Origin of the sequence: Marinoscillum sp. (assembly GCF_965229915.1) — a bacterium.
Lineage (GTDB): Bacteria > Bacteroidota > Bacteroidia > Cytophagales > Cyclobacteriaceae > Marinoscillum.
Window position 1 is genome coordinate 241,540 of the sequence record NZ_CBDDJZ010000002.1, and the last position, 18,266, is coordinate 259,805.

Genomic DNA, 18,266 nt, shown 5'->3' on the forward strand with positions numbered 1-18,266 from the left:
ACAATCCTTGTAGCTGCAATTACGTTAATTGCGTCTAAATGGGATCTAATGATCAAGCGTGGGGATCCAGAATTGGGTTGATTCTGGCCATGGCGGGCAATTCTGTAGGGTTAGGTAATTTCTTACGTTTTCCGGTACAGGCAGTGACAAATGGTGGTGGGGTTTTTATCATTCCTTATCTCACTTGTTTTCTTCTAATGGGACTACCGCTGCTTTGGGTGGAATGGTCCATGGGGCGCTATGGCGGTCTGCACAAAGCCCATGCCTCTCCATTCATCCTACAGTCCATTGGGCGAAAGCGATTTTGGGCCTATTTTGGAGTATTCGGCATCTTTACCAACATCGGGGTGGCCGCCTATTATTGCTACATCGAATCCTGGACCCTCTCCTATGCTTTGCATTCCCTCAGAGGTACCTTTTCCAATCTCAGTCAGTCTGAAATCGTCACCTTTTTTGAGCAGTATATATCACTGAGCACCAGCTTTTTCGGAATTCCAGCTGAAGCGCTCATTCTTTTCATTATTTGTGTTGGACTCAATGGGCTAATTTTAAGCAAAGGACTGCAAGGCGTTGAACTGGTAGCCAAAGTTGGAATGCCGCTGTTGATTCTATTTGGTATTGTATTGGCCGTTAAAGCGGTTTCTCTAGGAACCAGTGCGGCCTCTCCGGACTTTCCAAATGCCAACGCGTGGGATGGGTTAAACTTTCTCTGGACACCAGAATATGACTCCTTGTGGCGGCCTAAAATCTGGTTTGCCGCAGCAGGACAGATCTTTTTCACCTTATCCGTTGGCATGGGTACCATTCACTGCTATGCGGCTTATTTACGCTCCAACGAAGACATCACTTTAAATGCCTCCACCGCCGGGTTTACCAACGAGTTCATTGAAATTGTATTGGGCAGCTTGATAGTGGTTCCTCTTGCGGCTGGTTATCTGGGTTTGGACTGGGTCAGGGAACACATCAGCTTTGGAGTAGCTTTCCAAACCATGCCATTCCTCTTTAACCAGTGGGGTACCGTGCTCAGCATGATCGCAGGTGTCATGTGGTTTGGCCTCTTGTTCTTTGCTGGTATCACCTCATCACTCGCCATGGGAACACCCTGGGTGAGCTTCATGCGTGACGAATATAACTGGAGCCAATCCAAAGGGGCTGCTTCTTTTGCGCTACTCACATTAGTATTAGGACTGCCCAGTGTATTGTTCTATCAATATGGAGTCTTTGATGAGTTTGACTACTGGGCTGGCACTGTGTCTCTGGTCATTTTTGCCCTGGCAGAAGTCATCTTATTCGCCTGGATCTGGGGGATTGATAATGGCTGGGCGGAAATCAATCGTGGTGGAGAACTTCAGCTCCCTGGTGGATACAAATGGGTCATAAAATACATTACACCCTCACTGTTATTTATCGTATTTATTGGCGCCTTGGTCACTCCTATGGACAACAACTGGGTAGCCGCCATGCAGTCCTTACTCGACGGAAACGGTTGGTCTTTAGACCACTCTTCTATTCTGAGCAAGCTCGTACACGCTGATATAAAAGAACAGCTGAGTTTGACAACCGATCCTAATCAAATGGAAGTACTGGAAAAACAATTGCATTACCGAAACATATCCAGAATTCTACTGGTCGGTTTGTTCGTAATGATCTCCTGGTTGGTATTTAAAGCCACTAAAAACCGCGAATTGAAATGAATCTAGAAGCTATTCTCTGGATGGTAACCACGCAACTAATGGTGTTGCTCGTTACTGTGTACCTGTTCAAAAAGATCCTCACAAAAAAAGGAAACTAAAAAAGGGGCTGTCTTAAAAGCCTGAAATTGGTGTCATTCTGAACCTGCCTGTCGGCAGACAGGTTTATTTCAGAATCTATGTAGTTGAATATCAATGCATTTTAGATCCTGACATTTCATGCGGAACCAGTTCAGGATGACAAGAGCACCGCTTTTGAGACAGCCCCTTCACTTCCTTAATTCTTATGGATCAATAATACACCACAACCTGTGGACTGTCAGACAAGGCCCGATAGATCGCTTTCAAATCTTCTTTTGGTAATCTAGCGGTGATTTCCGGTTGATACTGATACCATTTATGATCCCAATGGTTGGACCACCTGCGCAGGTATACTTCCTTTTTATACTTGAGATAAGCGGCCAAATCTGTGAGTGAATGTCTATTCGATTGTTCAAGTCCTATGCCGATTCCATTGGCTAATTCCAGATACAAATAGACCGACTCATCCTGAATGGTATCGGGCATGTACGCTACCGCCATGGCCTCTTCGGGTGTTTTCGGTGCCTGCTGCTCGATTACAGGCTCCTTCACGATGGTCGCATAGGTATGAGCAACTGGAAGTGGTTTTTGAAAGACCTTACGGTAAACACCATTGGAGAACTTATTTAAAAAGGCATCCAGTTCTTGTTCACTGATCAGTGATTGAAACACCGGTACACCATGAATGGTGAGGTAAACAGCAGAAGCTTTTAAATCCAATACCAACTGAATGGAATCCTGCTTGGAAAGCTCCAACAACGCCTCCTTATAAGCCAACACATGTACGATGGAGTCCAACCTACTGTGGTTCAAAGATTCATCGACCGGTTCAATTTGTTCAGCAACCAGTCCCTTAAGGAACCTGTCGGGTCCGGTAACCACACTCACTGTTAACACTAGTGCAGCAAGGCCTACGATCATTAATGCAATTTTCATGCGTCTTTTAGAATATATACACTTTAGCTCCCACTGGGAGTGACTTATACACCAACTCCAGGTTGTCATCGTTTAGACGAACACATCCATGAGTGACCGGCAGACCCAGAAACCGCTGATATAGCGTACCATGGATCAGGTAACCATTCCCAATGCTCAAGGAATAATCCCCTAAAACGCCATACTCAAACCTGGAAGGATGGTTGGCGGGTGGAATAGGAAGTCCGGCTTCCACAAACGCCCAATCGGGCTTTTTCCATACAGGTGCTACTGTTTTTGCCAGAATCTTGTATTCCCCTTGAGGGGTTTTAAACATCCATTGTTGGCTGTTATTTCCAGTAAGTTTAATAAAGCTACCTGTTGAACACTTGTCATATCGCAAAACGTCCATACCGTTTTTCAACGTAAATTCGTTGGCTGATCTGTTGATGATCAGGTAATTCCCTCTCGGCATTTTCTTGGATAAGGATTGGTCAAGAATGGCCACTTGTTTTTCTAATGAAGTGGCTAACTCCTCTAATCCTTCCTTGTCACCATAGGTTTCTTTCGGGATGCCCCATATCCTCACTGTTTGAAATGCAAATGGCACCAACGTAAGCCCAATGACCATTAGCAAGATCAAATAGGCCTTTTCAACCCAAGGCCATTTCATATTTTTCATGGCAGTAATTGATCTAGGGGTTTAAGAGAACCCACAATAACTACTGAGGTACCTACTTCACACTGTTCAAATAGTCTGTCCATTTTATCATTAGGTAATGCAATACATCCATCAGTCCAGTTGGTACCCTTGCCTCCATGTCCGTGTAGCTCTATCAATCCACCTATTTGTGTATTGGGACTGTACGTACCCTGTGCCATGTGGAAATCAAATTTCTTTTGGTCCTCTTCATTCGGATAATTAATGAGCAAAGCCTTGTGATAACGGGTATCCGTTCCCTTTCTTTTCTTCACCACCTGGTAAATACCTTCTGGTGTTCTTTTGTCTCCAGCGTGTTGCTTGTCTCCCAACCAATTGGGTCCCATTTCCACATCAAAGCTCTGCTTTAGCTTGCCAGATCGATACAAAAAGCATTTACCTGCCAGCTTGTCAACTACCACCAGAGGCTCTCGCCGTTTAGCCGATTGTTCGATTGCAGCTTGATATAGTCTTTGCCATTTGGAATAATCCTCAAAATAGGTCTTAAGTCGATTCTGAATACCCTCTTCCAACCTATCCAGTACATGTTTTGCTTCCGCAATGTGTTGGTTAGCCAATGTTACATCTTCAATGGATTCGGATTCTTTCAATAGTATTTGCACTTTAGCAAAGGCATTGAAGTCTTTAGAGCCAATCAAAACAGGTTGGTAAACCATTTTAAACTGCTTGAGCTGATCCGCGAGCTCTTCTCGCTGACGAGTCAATAATTTCTGCGCATTTCTTAAATTCATTCGTGCAGCATCAAGTGCACTATGTGCCCAAAAAATGGACTGATCGGCATAATAATTTGAAAGCGAATAATCTCGTGAGATCATAACTTTTTCGTTTTGCTGTTTCCAGGCTTCCATGGCCGAGTCATAGTAATTCATCGACTTTTCCAATTCCCCGGGAGCATAAGTCACTCCGTATTCCAGTTTCACTGCTGAAATGGCTAACCTGGCCCTTTCAAGTGTTTCTTTGGGGGCATCTTCTACTTTTTGGGTGATGGTCAAGCCTATGGCTGTAAGGGCCAAAAGGGTCATAAAGACCACTATAATTCTGGATACTTGTGTCACTGAATAACCTGTATTTAAAAAACCCCTTCAGGCAAAGCTGCCATCCGGGGTTTCCATAAACCTACACAACGAATTGTGGAATTAAGCCTTCTTATTGTTGCCTTTGTATTTAGCGATCACCCCCTTCAACTCACCGTTAATAGCAAGCGCTTTCTCCTTAGAAACTTTCGATTTTTGGGAAGAAGCAATTAACTCACCAGTAGCCACGAGCTCATTGAGCTCTGTAACCGAACTTTCAATCGCTTCCAGTTCGCCTTTGATAGCTAACAAAGCAGCTGTACCTTCTTTTCCTTTAGGAGCCTCTTCAATCAGCTGTTTGTTTTCAGCCAGCAACGTTTGGATTGCTTGAATGTTAGCAGCTATTTCGGCTGCATAGGCTTGTTTGCCCAGCTCAGCTTCCACTTTCACATCATCAGAGTAAGCTACTACCTGATCCAATTTAGCTATGGCTACTGAGTAGTCTTTGAACAAACTTCCATTTTCAGCCTCTACAGCTTCCAACGCAGCTTTCAATGAATCCTGAAGGGCCACATAACTTTCTGTAGCATATGTTTGAGCTTCAGCTGCTCCAGCATTTTGGACAGCCTGGTTCGCTAAATCAATTTTCTCTTGTGGTGCTTTACCACAGCTTGTAATGGTCAGTGCAGTGATACCTAGTATCAGGGCACTCACGAATAAACGATTAGATTTCATGACTTTAAAACCTCAGATATGCCTGGATTTATTCCCACATATCTTTTTTAGATTTCGTGATTTAGACGGCTAATGTTTGAAAAGTAACAGGTTTTTAAAAATATTTTTTATGCCGCCCTTCTTGGTTTCCTAGTGGTCTTTATAATGGCTCTATTGATCCTGTCGGCCCATCGTTTGGCAAGTACTTTGTGAAAACCAAGTTCTAAAGGGTCATCCACATTAGCGTCAAACAACTTAATGGGCTCTGGCATTTGTTCCAGACCAAACTTTTTGTCAATGACCAGAATCACTTGATCTTTAGTGGCCAACACACGACACGTAGCAGCTTTTGTTAAGTCTATAAATCGCTTATCGAACCCGTCTTTGGATTCTGTCAAAACAACTAAAGTGCGTTGAGTTTTGTCCAAGGCTAAGGCTTTGTTGGACCAGGTTTCGAAGTAGCCAGGTAGAAGCTTTAGTGCGTGAATATACTGGAGATAAGCACTGCGCATGTTTTTAATCCGATTTCTTCTCCTGAGCTCAAGATATACTATTGGGCCGAAGATAGCCAGGATGAAGACAATGGCCATCACGGTGGTAAACACGTCTATTTTCATATGATTTTCATCGCAATATTGATGCGATTGCTCTTTAGACGGTTAGCTGGTCTACAAGTCACTCATTCGTAGGAATAATATCTTATCATTCATTAATTATCATACTCTTACAAGATACGATTGAGTTGCTCTAAGCAAAACAAAAAAGATTATGAGTGAAGATCTTGAAGTATAACTGAAATCATAGCTGGTGCTCAGCTAGCACCTCACCAAGTTCATTCAGCTCCAGTTGATATCGGTTGAGGTTGGAATCCCGTATAATCATTTCATAGACAATAGACCGTCCCATATTCATCAGCACACTATTCATCAATTCGCCTTTGGCCCGTACTGTCTTCAATATGGCGGGTGGCAGCAGGTCAGCCGTCAATTTCAACCGATAATCCAAGAGTACTCCATTTTGGGTAAATCGGGCGGTATGCTCCAAGCTATTCCGATAGAATACAACTTCATAATGTTCTCCAACCAAACTCCACTCCTGTGCTATAGCATCAGTGAAGCTACTTCTAAATGTATCCATGCAGGACGCAGGTGGTTGTTCTCTTGATCCATTGAGCAAGTTCTGGATAAACTGACTTTGTTCCTTTTTCATGATCAGCTCTTGTTAGCTGTTTCGGTATTTTTTTTCATATAAAGAAAGTACTCTTGTTCGAGCTCGCTTAAGACGCATTTTTGTAGCTGTTTCGGTAATACGTAAAGTTTCACTTATCTGTTTCAAGGACAAATCATCCATGTATTTCATCCACAAAATAGCCTTCTCTTCCGGGTGAATTTGATCTAATATGAGTTCCAATTTCTCATAGGTCAATTCTTCCAATTCTGTTTCTTCCTCAGCAATATCCGGAAACTCCTGCTCCTGATCCCAGTTAGGATAGTGGAGGTGTTTTTTCTTTCTCAAATAATCGATACAATGGTTGTAAGTGATGGAATAGAGCCACGTAGAAAATGAAGATTTCTTCTGAAAAGAAGGCAACCGTTCATATGCCTTCGACAGTATATCTTCAGCAAACTCCTCCGCTTCACTACTTTTTTTCAACAAGCCATGACATTTGTCCATTACCTTAGGAAAATACCTGTTGTATAAGACTTCAAACGCCTTACCTGAACCGGCGACAACCAGATCAACCAGCTCTTCATCAGTCGCTTTGATATGAGGGTTCATTCATTTCAAAGATAAACATCAATTCGCGCAATAACAGCTTCACCTCCTTACTAAGGTAATAACAGTGCTTTGCATTTGATTCAGGTAATTGTTCATTCAACTCTTTTTCTCAACTCCACCTCAACTGCATCTTTAGGCCTCAGGGTCAGCAGAGGATTGAAAGGTACATCTTTGGGACTTTGAGGAATGATCTCGTACTGCTGGACAAACTTCACCAAGAGTATCATGATTTCATACAAGGCAAAATTATTACCAATACAAAAGCGACCGCCGCCTCCAAAAGGTAAATACTGCATTTTATGCTTCATTGCAGCGTAATCCTGAAATCGATCGGGATCAAAGGAATCGGGATTATCCCAATAATGTTCATTGTGATGCATCAGGTAGATGTTGAGCATCACTTGCTTTCCGGCAGGAATAGCTACTCCTCCCACCTCATCGGCTTTCTTCACCAACCTAACGATATTCCAAATTGGAGGATAGAACCTCAAACTCTCTTTGATCACTTGAGCAGTGTAGGTCAGATTGCTAAAGTTCATCACATCCAGGTCATCCAGGCACCGAAGCCCCTTTACCTCCTGATATACCTTATCCTGAATGCTGGGGTGGTGCGCCAACGAATGCAAAGTCCAGGTCATGGCAATCGCGGAGGTTTCATGTCCCGCCACCAGAAATGTCAGTAGCTGATTCCTAATCTCCAGAAACTGCTCATCGGGATCATAGTAGTCCATCAAGACACTTAATAAATCCTCTACAGAAGTCGCATCTACCTTACGCTCATCCACACATACTTGAATAAGATCATTCGCTTCTTTCATCATGCGATGGTACCTACGATTAGTGGTTGTTGGTAGCCACAAAGGCCATTTGAAAGGGCTCCTGATGCGGTTGACAATAAAATCCTGTCCAAAAACAATGTGTTCGCTCATCTTAGCGACCATCTGTTGATCTTGATATTTGATTAATGAGTTGAGCAAAATGGTCATGGTCAACCCGCTCATTTCTGTATCCAGACGAAGTGACTGTCCATCTGTCATTCCATGAAGATACGCTTCGGCTGTTTCCCATACTGAGGGTAGCAACTTCCTCAATTCATTCTTATGAAAAGATGGCTGTAGCGCCCTGCGTTGTTCATGCCACTCCTCACCTTCAGCAGTTAGCAGTCCATTGCCCAATACGTGGGCAATTTCTTGGTAACCACGGCTTTTGGTATAGTGAGTTCGTTCTTTGGTAAATACTTCAGCAAACTGCTCAGGATCATTCAAAACCACAAAATCTCCCATAGGCAGATGCAAGTCAACTGGTGAACCACATTCGCCGACAGCTTCCTTCATATACTGCAGCGGGTTTTGCTGAAATTGCTTGAGATTACGAAACGTAAAATTGCCAGGAAAGGCTTTGGGTAAGTTCTTCATGAATTAGCATGGTGAGATCATGACCTGATTTTAGTAAAAAGTAAAAGTAAAAAGCACAAGAAACAACACTAGAATACCCACCAATAATAGTTTGTAACCCCAGCCAGACTTGAAACGATGATCAGACATGCTTAGATACAGTAGTACCCCGGCTAGCATCGGCACAAAAAGTGCTCCTGTAATAGCATAGGTTTTTTGCATGGTGGCAAATCCTAACGGCAGTCCGACCAATGGAATAAAAGCAATGCATCCAAGGTATATTCGATACCACTTTTTGGCTGCAACCTGATTAGGCATGACCCCTTTCATTACGTCCAGAAACAGGTAGGGAACGCTCTGCCAAACGCCAAGTAAACTACTGAATATCGCTGCAAAAGCCCCAATACGAAAAAACCAACCAACCAACACACCCGATTGACTATCAAGAACTTCCGAAAGACTGACGAGCAATCCAGCCCCGCCTCCCTTCACCTGCACATTACTACCTATTACAACCATCGCTATTCCTAACAGCACGGTAATGCCGTATGAAGTCATCAAATCGACTCTGGTTTGGATTCGGTCCTTTGAGGTACGACCAGCCTCACGGATCCAGTAGCCATAGCACAATATGGTCACCGTGCCCCCTACTCCTCCCATTACAGCCAGATACCAGGACCAGTCATCAGTATCAGGGATCAGATGCGTTGGACTGAAACCCACCGAATGATCTAGACTGAAAGCAGCATAAAAAACCGATAGCAGCATCAATGCAACTGCTCCAGTCATAAGTTTCTGAAAGAATGAAAACCCACCAACAAGAACTAAAATGAATCCAATCAGGCTGAATCCTGCTCCATAGATTACTTTACCCATCTTAGGGTCTGCGAGTGGGAAAATGGCATAAAAGGACGCTCCGGTGGCACTCATCAAAGCCACAGCTACTGTGAAACTCCACACCATTAGATAGATTAAAAAAAGCCACCTGACTACCCTGTTGGTGCGATTCATAGCTGTTTCCAAAATCGTCTCATTGGACAGCAATTGCCAGTTAGCCAGACCTTCATTGAGTGTAAACTTGATGATTCCTCCCAGGACAATAGCTGATATCGCTGTAAAGCCAATGACTGAGCCTGCCAGTGCAGAAGTAGCCAGATCACCAGCCCCAACTCCTGTAGCTGCCACTAAGAGTCCGGGACCAATGATGGAAAGGAATCTTTTCATGATCCCGAAACTAGTAATTTTACCTTACATACCGCTTCTATTCTTCAAAGACCAGCCCCTCTGGTGAAGCTCCCAGTTGCTTCAAAAGGCCAGTGATGTTTTTGACCATTTCGTCCGGGCCACAGACGTAAAAATGCTGTGAGAAATCATCGATACGATCTCCCAAATAATCCATGGTAATCCGACCGTGATCATGACCTTCTATTTTCTCTCGGGTCAATGTCGAGGTAAAGTTCTCTCCTAGGATTTCCTGCCAGAATGGCTCCAGAATTACATCTTTGCCTGTTTTATTTGAATAGATCAACTTATTATCACCGATCTTTCCATGTTCGTAGAGGTCGCGAAAAATGCTTATAAAAGGGGTAATTCCTGCTCCACCTGCTATAAAGATCCCTTTTCCTTTGTACTCGATGGCTCCCCAGGCGTCATCTATCAACAGTTCGTCTCCTTCTCTGATCGCATCAATCTGCTTGGTCACTCCATCATGGTCAAAGTACGATTTGATGACGAACTCCAGATGGTCTTCTGAGGGCAACGAGGTGAATGTAAAGGGTCGTTTTTCATCTTCAAACCCTTGCTTATTCAGACTGACCTCTGTAGCCTGCCCTGGAGTGAACTCGTATCCTTTGGGTTTTGAGGTTCTAATTCGTTTCACGTCATGTGTTAAGGATAACACTTCATTAACTACAACATTGTGAGCCATTCTAATGATAATTTGGGTGATTAATCTTGTTATATACTAACCAACTGCTTAGTTAAGCGATAGTTATAGCAGAATGCACTTCTTTTTAAATCCACTCCAAATGACCTGGTTGTTACGGGTTTGTTACCTTTTGTTATTTGTACTAGTTTTGACCCGACAAAAAACTCAACAGAAAAGCTCATTACCAGAAAGTGAAGAAACTCCTGGCTCTAATTACCATCTTGATCCTGGCGATAGTCATCTGGTCTTACTATGATCAGTTCCACCCCATCAAGGAAATCGTGCAGGACGATACAGCCAAAGCTGGAATCGTTTCCTCTAATCAGATACTGTGGCCATTAAAACCCTCTGCCCCGAAGGCGGTGATCGTACCCTCTTTTACCACATCCACTAGTTCCCCGCGGGTTCGTAAGTATCAGGTAAAATACGGCGATTCGTTTCATAGGATCCTTCAGGAATTTGATCTACCAGACGAGCAAGTACATGCACTGGCTTATCAGATCAGCAAAACAATAGATTTAAATCAGTTTCAAGTAGGCAATGTCTACCGGGTAAAGTATGATGAAAGCAATCAAAACCCTGTCATGCTAACGTACGATCTGGAACAGCGAAAGGAACTGACTGTCGATTTTGTGACCAATATGATCGGTGTTACCGAGAAGGAAGTAGACATACGCATAAAAACCATAGATACGCCCATTCGATCATCCCTGGCTCAAACGGTATTAAGTAAAGGAGCTCCTGAGAACCTGGCGGATAAGATATTAAGTGTTTTTGCCTGGAAAATTGACTTTAGTCACCTGATGAAGGAAGACCACTTCAAAGTGATTTATGAGGAAGAATGGGCTGATGGCGAGATGCTGGATTGTCGAAATATTCTTGCTATTCACTTCACACATGACAAGCTCACTTATAGCGCATATGGTTTCGACAATGGGAACGGCTGGGAGTACTTTGATCCCAAAGGTGAGAACATGAGTCATGCTCCTCTGGTATTTGATCAGATCACCTCCCTATATGCTCAGAAACGATTTCACCCCACCAGAAGAAGCTACAAAGCGCATTATGGAATGGACTTTGAAGCCAATTTGGGCACTCCCATTGAGGCATTGAAAGACGGCATCATCACTCGAGCAAGGTACGGAAGGGCAAACGGCAATAATGTGAAAATCAAGCATTCTGAAGAGTTATCTACTCAGTATTTGCACATGACCAAAATCGATTCATCCATCCACTTGGGTGACTCAGTGGAGCAAGGACAAGTCATTGGTTATGTAGGTAGTACCGGTTGGTCCTCCGGGCCACACCTCTGTTTGAGGGTTTGGTATAAAGGAAAACAGCGAGATCCTCTGGATTTTGACTTTCCTAAACGACCCGGCATTCTACCTGAGAATGAAGCGGTGTTTTTTGATGTAGTTAGACTCTACAGCAATCAGTTGACAGGATCTGTGATGTAGCAGTTGATATCAATCCTTAGGCTCAAAAGGTGGTATAAAGTTCTGCTCCTCAAACGGTGGACGTTCATAACTGCCCTGATCCGGGATGTCAGGAAGGTCTACAGCAGACAGGTCAAACGGCTGGTAATCCACCTTACTCAAAAGATGCTGAATACAGCTCAAACGTGCCATTTTCTTATCGTCCCCGTTTACCACATACCAGGGACTCTTAGCAGTACTCGTTCGCTCAAACATGATGTCTTTGGCTTTGCTGTAGGCGAGCCATTTAGACCTGGATTGTAAATCCATAGGACTAAATTTCCAGCGTTTTTCTGGTTTTTTGAGGCGCTCTTTGAAACGCTTCTCCTGCACTTCATCACTCACCGAAAACCAATACTTGATCAATACGATCCCCGACCGAATCAGCATTTCTTCAAACAGGGGCACCGATCGCAGGAATTCTTCGTATTCCTCATCGGTACAAAAACCCATGACCCGTTCTACACCAGCCCGATTGTACCAGCTTCTATCGAACAATACCATCTCACCAGCTGCCGGTAGATGTGGAACATACCGCTGAAAATACCATTGACTCTTCTCCCGCTCAGTGGGCACACCCAATGCGACAATTCGGCATACCCGTGGATTCAACGGCTCGGTGATTCGTTTGATGGCTCCTCCCTTTCCTGATGCATCTCTCCCTTCAAAGATCACAGCTACCTTCAGCCCTTGTGATTTGACCCATTCCTGTAGGTAAACCAATTCTCGTTGGAGTTGGCGCAGGCTGGTTTCATAGGTAGTTTTCGTCAGTTTTGAAGGCATAGGCAGTACAGTTAGGTCAGGTAAACATAACCCTAATTCAGTAACATCAGTGATGAAGGGCTTCCGCTAGGATGCCAGGTGTGCAAAAACCTCGTAAACCAAAAACGCTGGCCAAACCAGGGCCTTGAGCAATCCAACTACTCCCGCCCAAAACCCCGCAGCAGCGCCAATGTAATAAACGGCAGCACCAATAAATCCTGTGAAGTATAAGAACCCATTAGCACCTTGTGCACTTTTCGATCCAGACATGATTCTTTTTGTTTGAAAACCAACCCAAAGTAGTCCGATCCAGGAACATATGATATGACCTGTATCATTAGTCCATTTGAGTTTGGACATCAGCCAGTGCGGACTCAATATCCTCCAGATAAATCTGATCCATCACTTCTACATAGGGATCAAATAGTTTATAACCTTCCAGGTATTTCTCTTTAGCCTGCATCATGTGTTGATCAAACTTGGTTTGGATTCCTGTCTGTTGGTAAACAAGCGCCAGATAGTAATGATTTTCCGCCAGGTCGTTGATTTCCTGTTGTTTTTCAAAGGTAGCAATGGCTTTGTCTAATTGCCTGGTTTCCAAATACATCACACCGAGATGTAGGTAATCGTACGGTCCGGGAAAGTCCTCGTCCAGATTGGCCTCTATGATCTCAATCGCTTTTTTCGTTTGTCCCAGTGCTTTGTAACAGAGTGCCCGTCCAATGTGTAAATGGTAATCTCCATTGACTGAGTAGCCAATGTCATAGTCTACCAGACTGTCTAGCAACTCGATATCTGATATAGCTCCCTGATAATCTCTAAAAAACTGGTACCGACACCAGCCCCTATATTCCAGCTGACCCAAGGTATCATATTTCACGGCTTGGTTCATGAGCTGCATCCAGGTAATGAAATCGCCACTTTTAAGATATGCCGTGGACTTAGCCCGATAAGCGAAAGCAAAAGTGGAATCAATAGCCAAGGCTTTATCCAGAGCTTCCTGATAGTGACGGCTAAACTGGTAATGGTTGAGGCGTGCTTTGGCCACTTCACAGGCTCTGTACTTGAGGGTATCTCCTGCCGATAGAAACGCCTGACAGTTGGGTTGAGCGATGGCCAATTCGAAGGAAATGAGCAATGTAAGGAATAAGAACTTTTTCATGGCAGTATTTCGGTTAGGGTTCCCTGGTCAATTTTGAAAATCAGGTACTGGTAATAGTCCACGGGCTGTCCACCATCATACTTGGTTTTCCATCCATCCAGAGATTGGGTCAGAGCGAGTAACTGATCGGTAATCTGCTTATCGAACGTGATCTCCTGATAGTTCACATCGGACTGTGTCAACCGGAAACGGCCCGTAGCTCCATCGCAGTTGACCAGAAAGCGAATGCGCAGGTATCCACTTTGCTGCGTATCAACCGGCTGGTAGTTGTCCAAAAAGTGGCGGACCAACATGGGTTTTTCCCCCTCGTACTCCATGGCGTCACCAATATTGAAGTACTGCTTGGCCAGTTTTTCATGGTTGCAGAGTTTGAAATTGGGGTCGTCTGTAAGGGAGTCGTACTGAGAATCTCCAACCCAGCGCAGGTACTTGGATTCCTTTTTCAGTGGCTGACTGCTGGTCATCTCTTCTTTGGAGGAAGCACAGCCGATTATCGCTAGCAGGGCGATGACATAAAGACGGTTCATTGGATCAATTGAGTTAGGTTACCTAACTATATACGACCTGCGTTTTGGCGAGTTATCTGCCCGGTTTTGGATTATTTTTGTCCGGTGGTGGACGGTTTTAATACCCCCAATCCAAATGACTGAATGGCAGACGATTTAAAGTGTCTCTGTGGTGTCGCCACTGTGGCATAAATTGGTCCATGAGTGCCTGAAACCGAGCAGTGTGATTTCGCTCATGGAAGTGGGTTAGTTCGTGAACAATGATGTACTCTAAACACTCAACCGGCTTACGAGCAAGCTCCAGGTTAAGCCAAATGCGACCAGCTTCCCGCTTACATGAACCCCACTTAGTACGCATTCTTTTGATTCCAAAATCTTGACATTCCACCCCAATCACTTCCTCCCATTTGGCTATTAACTCTGGTACGATCTCCTTCAACTGTGCTCGGTACCATTCATCTAGTATCTCCTTCCTCTTGATGGTTGCGGTATTGGGTCGAACTTTAAGGATCATGTACTTATGTGTCAACTCTACTTCTGGTGGGGCATTTCGCTCCACTATTTTCATGAGATACCGCTCCCCTAGAAAATAATGGCTCTCTCTATTGATGAACTCGCGTGGAGTTTCTCTGACCTGTGATTGAAGTTCTTCTCGCTGTTTTTTAATCCAATCAAGTTTGGAGATTGCAAAGACCCGGATTGTATCCAGTTCCATCTTAGCTGGTGCAGAGATGTGTACTCGCCCATCTGGTGGATAGACACTCAGGTGAATGTTTTGAATGGCCTTTTGATCCACTGCTATCGATATATCACCCAACTCAATTGTCTCCATACTTAATATTCCTGATGCTGTTCAATGATGCTGAACACTTTGTCTACGGCCTTTTGGTAGCCATAAGGATGCTCTTTGGGTTCCTCTGAAATATTCTTTAATTCTCCGTTTTCATCCATTGACTTGAGCAAGTTGTAAATAGCTCCCTTGACCATTTGTTCCTTAGCTTTGGTTCCCCGCCAGTCTGCCGGGCATTGTGTTTTCAGCACTTGATCCAATCTAATGATCAACTCTTCATCCTCACTAAAGTTATTGTAAAGTGACTGCATGCCTTTGGTTTTCATAGAAGAAGGAACACCATCATTCGTTCCTTTATTGACCTGCCGTGCTAACTCCGCAATACGCTTCAAATATTCTGCGTACGTAATGGCATTATCTCTTCGTGCCCTGATCAGCTCATCCAACAACTTCGATATCTTCTCAAAGTAGGCCGGATCGATGTTATGATCTTTGATAATCTTCTTGCGTACATTGCGCTCGATGATTTCTGAAACCGCAGATCGGTCCCTTCGCACTCCAGACGGCATGGCATCAATGACAGCCTGTACCCCTTCGTTTTCCAGAATATCCAACATGGACAAGCCATCAAACGGGGAAATCACCTCAGACTCTTCCGCCTGAATATAGGTATCTATCAAATGGCGCATGTCTGCTTCGTATTTCTTCAGGTCGATGGTTTCTCCTGATGCCAGGCGTATCTCCTCCCTTAATTTCAAGTAAGAATCCACTTCTTTCTTGATACTTTCGATTTCCTTTGGGGTATACCCGGCATCTTCCATTTCGTCAGCAATAGCCGCATAGGCGCGGATTAGGGCGACAATGGATTTATACAGTTGATTTCGGCGAACTTCTGTTTCTTTCAATGCCTCCTTTACTTCCACATTCCCACAGAAGTAGCGTTGATATTCCAGCTTTCCTTTTGGTGCTGGGACGGGTTCACACAATAGCGCTACAGCTTCTAACGCATCATCCAAACGCTTTTTGCCAGCGACCAATCGATCCTGCATCATTACCTCAATATCCTTCAGCTCAAAATCTTCTGTATCCAACTCGCTGGTATAGACGGAAATGGCTGCTCCTACCTGGTCAAATAAATCCCTGTAGTCAATGATGTATCCAAACTCTTTGTCTTCTCCATCCAATCGGTTGGTACGGCAAATGGCCTGAAAGAGACCATGGTCTTGCATTTTCTTATCCAGGTACAAGTACGTACAGCTTGGAGCGTCAAACCCAGTCAATAATTTGGAGACCACCACCAATACCTTCATGTTGACTGGCTCTTTCTTAAACTTTTCCTTGGCCCAATCTTCGTAGGTCTCCGTCTTGGACTTGCCCTGCTTTGGTGTTACATCTTTCAGTAACTCTGTGTAGAGGTTATAGATATACTCCTTCTGCGTATCGGTATTTGCACCCGTATCTTCTTTGGATACGTCTCCATGGTATGGACTGTAGGACGTAATCAATCCGCATTTCCCTCTAAACTCTGTCTTTTGAAACAGCTCGTAATACATGCAAGCTTCCAGGATGGAGTGAGCTACTAGCATGGCATTGCCACGCTGTGAAGAAAGCACCGGCTTAGTCCCAAAATCAAGGATGATATCGCTAACTATCTTGTCCATCCGTGAGCGACTACTCAACACACTCTGCATGGTACCCCACTTCTTCTTGATCTCCGATTTCTGAAAATCATTGAGTCCTTTAGTCTTGGCCTCAAACCACTGCTCTACTTTCTGTGGCGAGGACAAGCGCTGGTCCACATCTCTCGCTTCATAGACCAGATCGAGAATTACACGGTCTTCTACGCCTTCATGGAACTTATAAGTATGGATGTACTTGCCAAATACTTCCTGACTGGTTTGCTTATCCTGCTTCAGTAACGGCGTACCCGTAAACCCGATAAATACCGCTTTTTGAAGAATAGCCTTCATCGTTTTGTGCAAGCGTCCACTTTGGGTACGGTGACACTCATCTACTAACACAAAAAGTTCTCCATGAACCGGCACTTCCTGTTCACCAAGCTCGCGTATAAATTCATTGAAATTGGTGACATCCTTGCGGCCAAACTTATGAACCAGCGAACAGATCAATCGGGGCTTAGGTTCTGACAGTCTGAAAAGCAAGTCTTTCCCACTTCGGGTCCGGTGAATGGTTTCACCAGCATCTTCAAAAACGTCTTGGATTTGCTTGTCCAGTTCGGTACGATCTGTCAATACCAGCACCCGAGCATTCGGATTATTCTCCAGTATCCACTTGGTCAGCAGCACCATGGTGATACTCTTACCACTACCTTGTGTGTGCCAGATAATCCCGCCTTCATATCGACGTACATGGTCCTGTGCTGCTTTCATGCCAAAGTACTGATGCACTCGTGGGAGTTTCTTCCAACCCGCATCAAACAGCACAAAGTCATGAAGCAAATCGATCAATCGATCCTTTCGGCACATCCTGATCAGGTATTTATCAAGTGTTAGTTTGCTCTGATCCTCCACATCTTCTTTCCAGCTCAGGTAATAAGCTTCCGGTGTACCAATGGTACCGTAGCGCAAACCTTCCGAATCACTTCCTGCAAATAGCAACTGAATGGTAGAGAAAAAAGGCTGTACGAATCGTTCCTGCTGGTTGCCAATGTTTTGGCGGATGGCTTCTCCTATGTCCACGCTGGCACGCTTCAGTTCTAAGATGCCTACCGCTAAACCATTCACATAGAGGACAATGTCCGGGCGCTTGTCGTGCTCACCGTGTATGGTCACTTCCTCGGCGATAGCAAAGTCATTGTTTTCAGGATTTGTCCAATCAAACAGGTGTATGGTTTCCGTGTTTTCACCGGCATTGACCTGTACTTTTACTCCATATCGGAGCTTTTCATACACGTTTTTATTGGTGGTATAGAGGCCTTCGGCAAAGTTGGTAGCGACATCCCGAAGCTGAAAAATGGCCTGGCTGATTTGAGCAGCAGTATATCCTTGCTTGTCAAGAAAGGCAGTAAGTAGCTCTTCCTCTATGTTACTATTGTTTGGTCGGTCTTCCCATTTGCCCAGGTAATCATAGTCCAAATCTTTCTGGAAGAGCTCAACGATACGGTTTTGGGTGGCTCGCTCTATTTCACCTGGACTACTCATGATCGGTAAACATTAATGGCGTGATACATCAGATAATAATTAATGTTGGCACGACAATAATACGTCAATTCCATTAGAATCACCGTTACTCTTTACTTATTGGTCAATGTCTATTGATCGGGGAAGGCTGCCCTTGTTGGTGTTATCACCAACAAGCCCCAACCCAACTATTCAA

Annotated in this window: 18 protein-coding genes; 2 read left to right on the forward strand and 16 right to left on the reverse strand. The window is 44.2% G+C overall.

What is annotated here, in order from left to right:
- Positions 1-38 precede the first annotated feature (38 nt).
- A complete protein-coding gene (locus ACO067_RS23075; protein ID WP_421878976.1) occupies positions 39-1,694 on the forward strand; it encodes a sodium:calcium symporter in 1,656 nt (551 codons plus the stop codon).
- A gap of 288 nt (positions 1,695-1,982) precedes the next feature.
- On the opposite strand, the gene ACO067_RS23080 is transcribed toward ACO067_RS23075, so the two are convergent.
- From ACO067_RS23080 to ACO067_RS23125, 10 genes are all read right to left on the reverse strand, one after another.
- The gene (locus tag ACO067_RS23080; protein WP_421878979.1) at positions 1,983-2,708 is read right to left on the reverse strand and encodes a hypothetical protein; all 726 of its coding nucleotides are present in this window, start codon (positions 2,706-2,708) and stop codon (positions 1,983-1,985) included.
- Between the two features lie 7 nt (positions 2,709-2,715).
- Positions 2,716-3,369: a L,D-transpeptidase gene (locus tag ACO067_RS23085; protein WP_421878982.1), complete on the reverse strand. Its 654-nt coding sequence runs from the start codon at positions 3,367-3,369 to the stop codon at positions 2,716-2,718.
- The gene (locus tag ACO067_RS23090; RefSeq protein ID WP_421878985.1) at positions 3,366-4,463 is read right to left on the reverse strand and encodes a L,D-transpeptidase family protein; all 1,098 of its coding nucleotides are present in this window, start codon (positions 4,461-4,463) and stop codon (positions 3,366-3,368) included. Before ACO067_RS23090 ends, ACO067_RS23085 begins: the two co-directional genes overlap by 4 nt.
- 81 nt (positions 4,464-4,544) lie before the next feature.
- Positions 4,545-5,156, reverse strand: coding sequence for a hypothetical protein (locus ACO067_RS23095; RefSeq protein WP_421878988.1), 612 nt, complete (start codon positions 5,154-5,156; stop codon positions 4,545-4,547).
- A gap of 107 nt (positions 5,157-5,263) precedes the next feature.
- The gene (locus ACO067_RS23100; RefSeq protein ID WP_421878990.1) at positions 5,264-5,752 is read right to left on the reverse strand and encodes a hypothetical protein; all 489 of its coding nucleotides are present in this window, start codon (positions 5,750-5,752) and stop codon (positions 5,264-5,266) included.
- A 181-nt stretch (positions 5,753-5,933) separates the two neighbouring features.
- Positions 5,934-6,344, reverse strand: coding sequence for a hypothetical protein (locus tag ACO067_RS23105; protein ID WP_421878993.1), 411 nt, complete (start codon positions 6,342-6,344; stop codon positions 5,934-5,936).
- 12 nt (positions 6,345-6,356) lie between these two features.
- Positions 6,357-6,914 (reverse strand): RNA polymerase sigma factor, encoded by a 558-nt coding sequence (locus ACO067_RS23110; RefSeq protein WP_421878996.1) that lies wholly within the window; start codon positions 6,912-6,914, stop codon positions 6,357-6,359.
- Positions 6,915-7,006: 92 nt separating this feature from the next.
- Entirely contained in the window at positions 7,007-8,329 is a 1,323-nt protein-coding gene (locus ACO067_RS23115) for a cytochrome P450 (protein ID WP_421878999.1), read from the reverse strand.
- A 30-nt stretch (positions 8,330-8,359) separates the two neighbouring features.
- Positions 8,360-9,532 (reverse strand): Nramp family divalent metal transporter, encoded by a 1,173-nt coding sequence (locus ACO067_RS23120; RefSeq protein WP_421879002.1) that lies wholly within the window; start codon positions 9,530-9,532, stop codon positions 8,360-8,362.
- 37 nt (positions 9,533-9,569) lie between these two features.
- Positions 9,570-10,235, reverse strand: coding sequence for an FAD-binding oxidoreductase (locus ACO067_RS23125; protein WP_421879005.1), 666 nt, complete (start codon positions 10,233-10,235; stop codon positions 9,570-9,572).
- Between the two features lie 191 nt (positions 10,236-10,426).
- Here ACO067_RS23125 and ACO067_RS23130 point away from each other — a divergent pair, with 191 nt between their 5' ends.
- On the forward strand, positions 10,427-11,692 hold the full coding sequence (locus tag ACO067_RS23130) for a M23 family metallopeptidase (RefSeq protein ID WP_421879008.1): 1,266 nt from the start codon (positions 10,427-10,429) through the stop codon (positions 11,690-11,692).
- A 9-nt stretch (positions 11,693-11,701) separates the two neighbouring features.
- Here the strand turns inward: ACO067_RS23130 and ppk2 are convergent, their stop codons facing one another.
- The 6 genes from ppk2 to ACO067_RS23160 form a co-directional block, all read right to left on the reverse strand.
- A complete protein-coding gene (ppk2, locus tag ACO067_RS23135) occupies positions 11,702-12,493 on the reverse strand; it encodes a polyphosphate kinase 2 (RefSeq protein ID WP_421879011.1) in 792 nt (263 codons plus the stop codon).
- Between the two features lie 66 nt (positions 12,494-12,559).
- The gene (locus tag ACO067_RS23140; RefSeq protein WP_421879016.1) at positions 12,560-12,742 is read right to left on the reverse strand and encodes a hypothetical protein; all 183 of its coding nucleotides are present in this window, start codon (positions 12,740-12,742) and stop codon (positions 12,560-12,562) included.
- A 67-nt stretch (positions 12,743-12,809) separates the two neighbouring features.
- Positions 12,810-13,634 (reverse strand): tetratricopeptide repeat protein, encoded by an 825-nt coding sequence (locus tag ACO067_RS23145; protein WP_421879019.1) that lies wholly within the window; start codon positions 13,632-13,634, stop codon positions 12,810-12,812.
- Entirely contained in the window at positions 13,631-14,161 is a 531-nt protein-coding gene (locus ACO067_RS23150; protein WP_421879022.1) for a hypothetical protein, read from the reverse strand. Before ACO067_RS23150 ends, ACO067_RS23145 begins: the two co-directional genes overlap by 4 nt.
- Before the next feature lie 97 nt (positions 14,162-14,258).
- Positions 14,259-14,972, reverse strand: coding sequence for a M48 family metallopeptidase (locus tag ACO067_RS23155; protein ID WP_421879025.1), 714 nt, complete (start codon positions 14,970-14,972; stop codon positions 14,259-14,261).
- A gap of 2 nt (positions 14,973-14,974) precedes the next feature.
- Positions 14,975-18,091 (reverse strand): type I restriction endonuclease subunit R, encoded by a 3,117-nt coding sequence (locus ACO067_RS23160; protein WP_421879029.1) that lies wholly within the window; start codon positions 18,089-18,091, stop codon positions 14,975-14,977.
- Positions 18,092-18,266 lie beyond the last annotated feature (175 nt).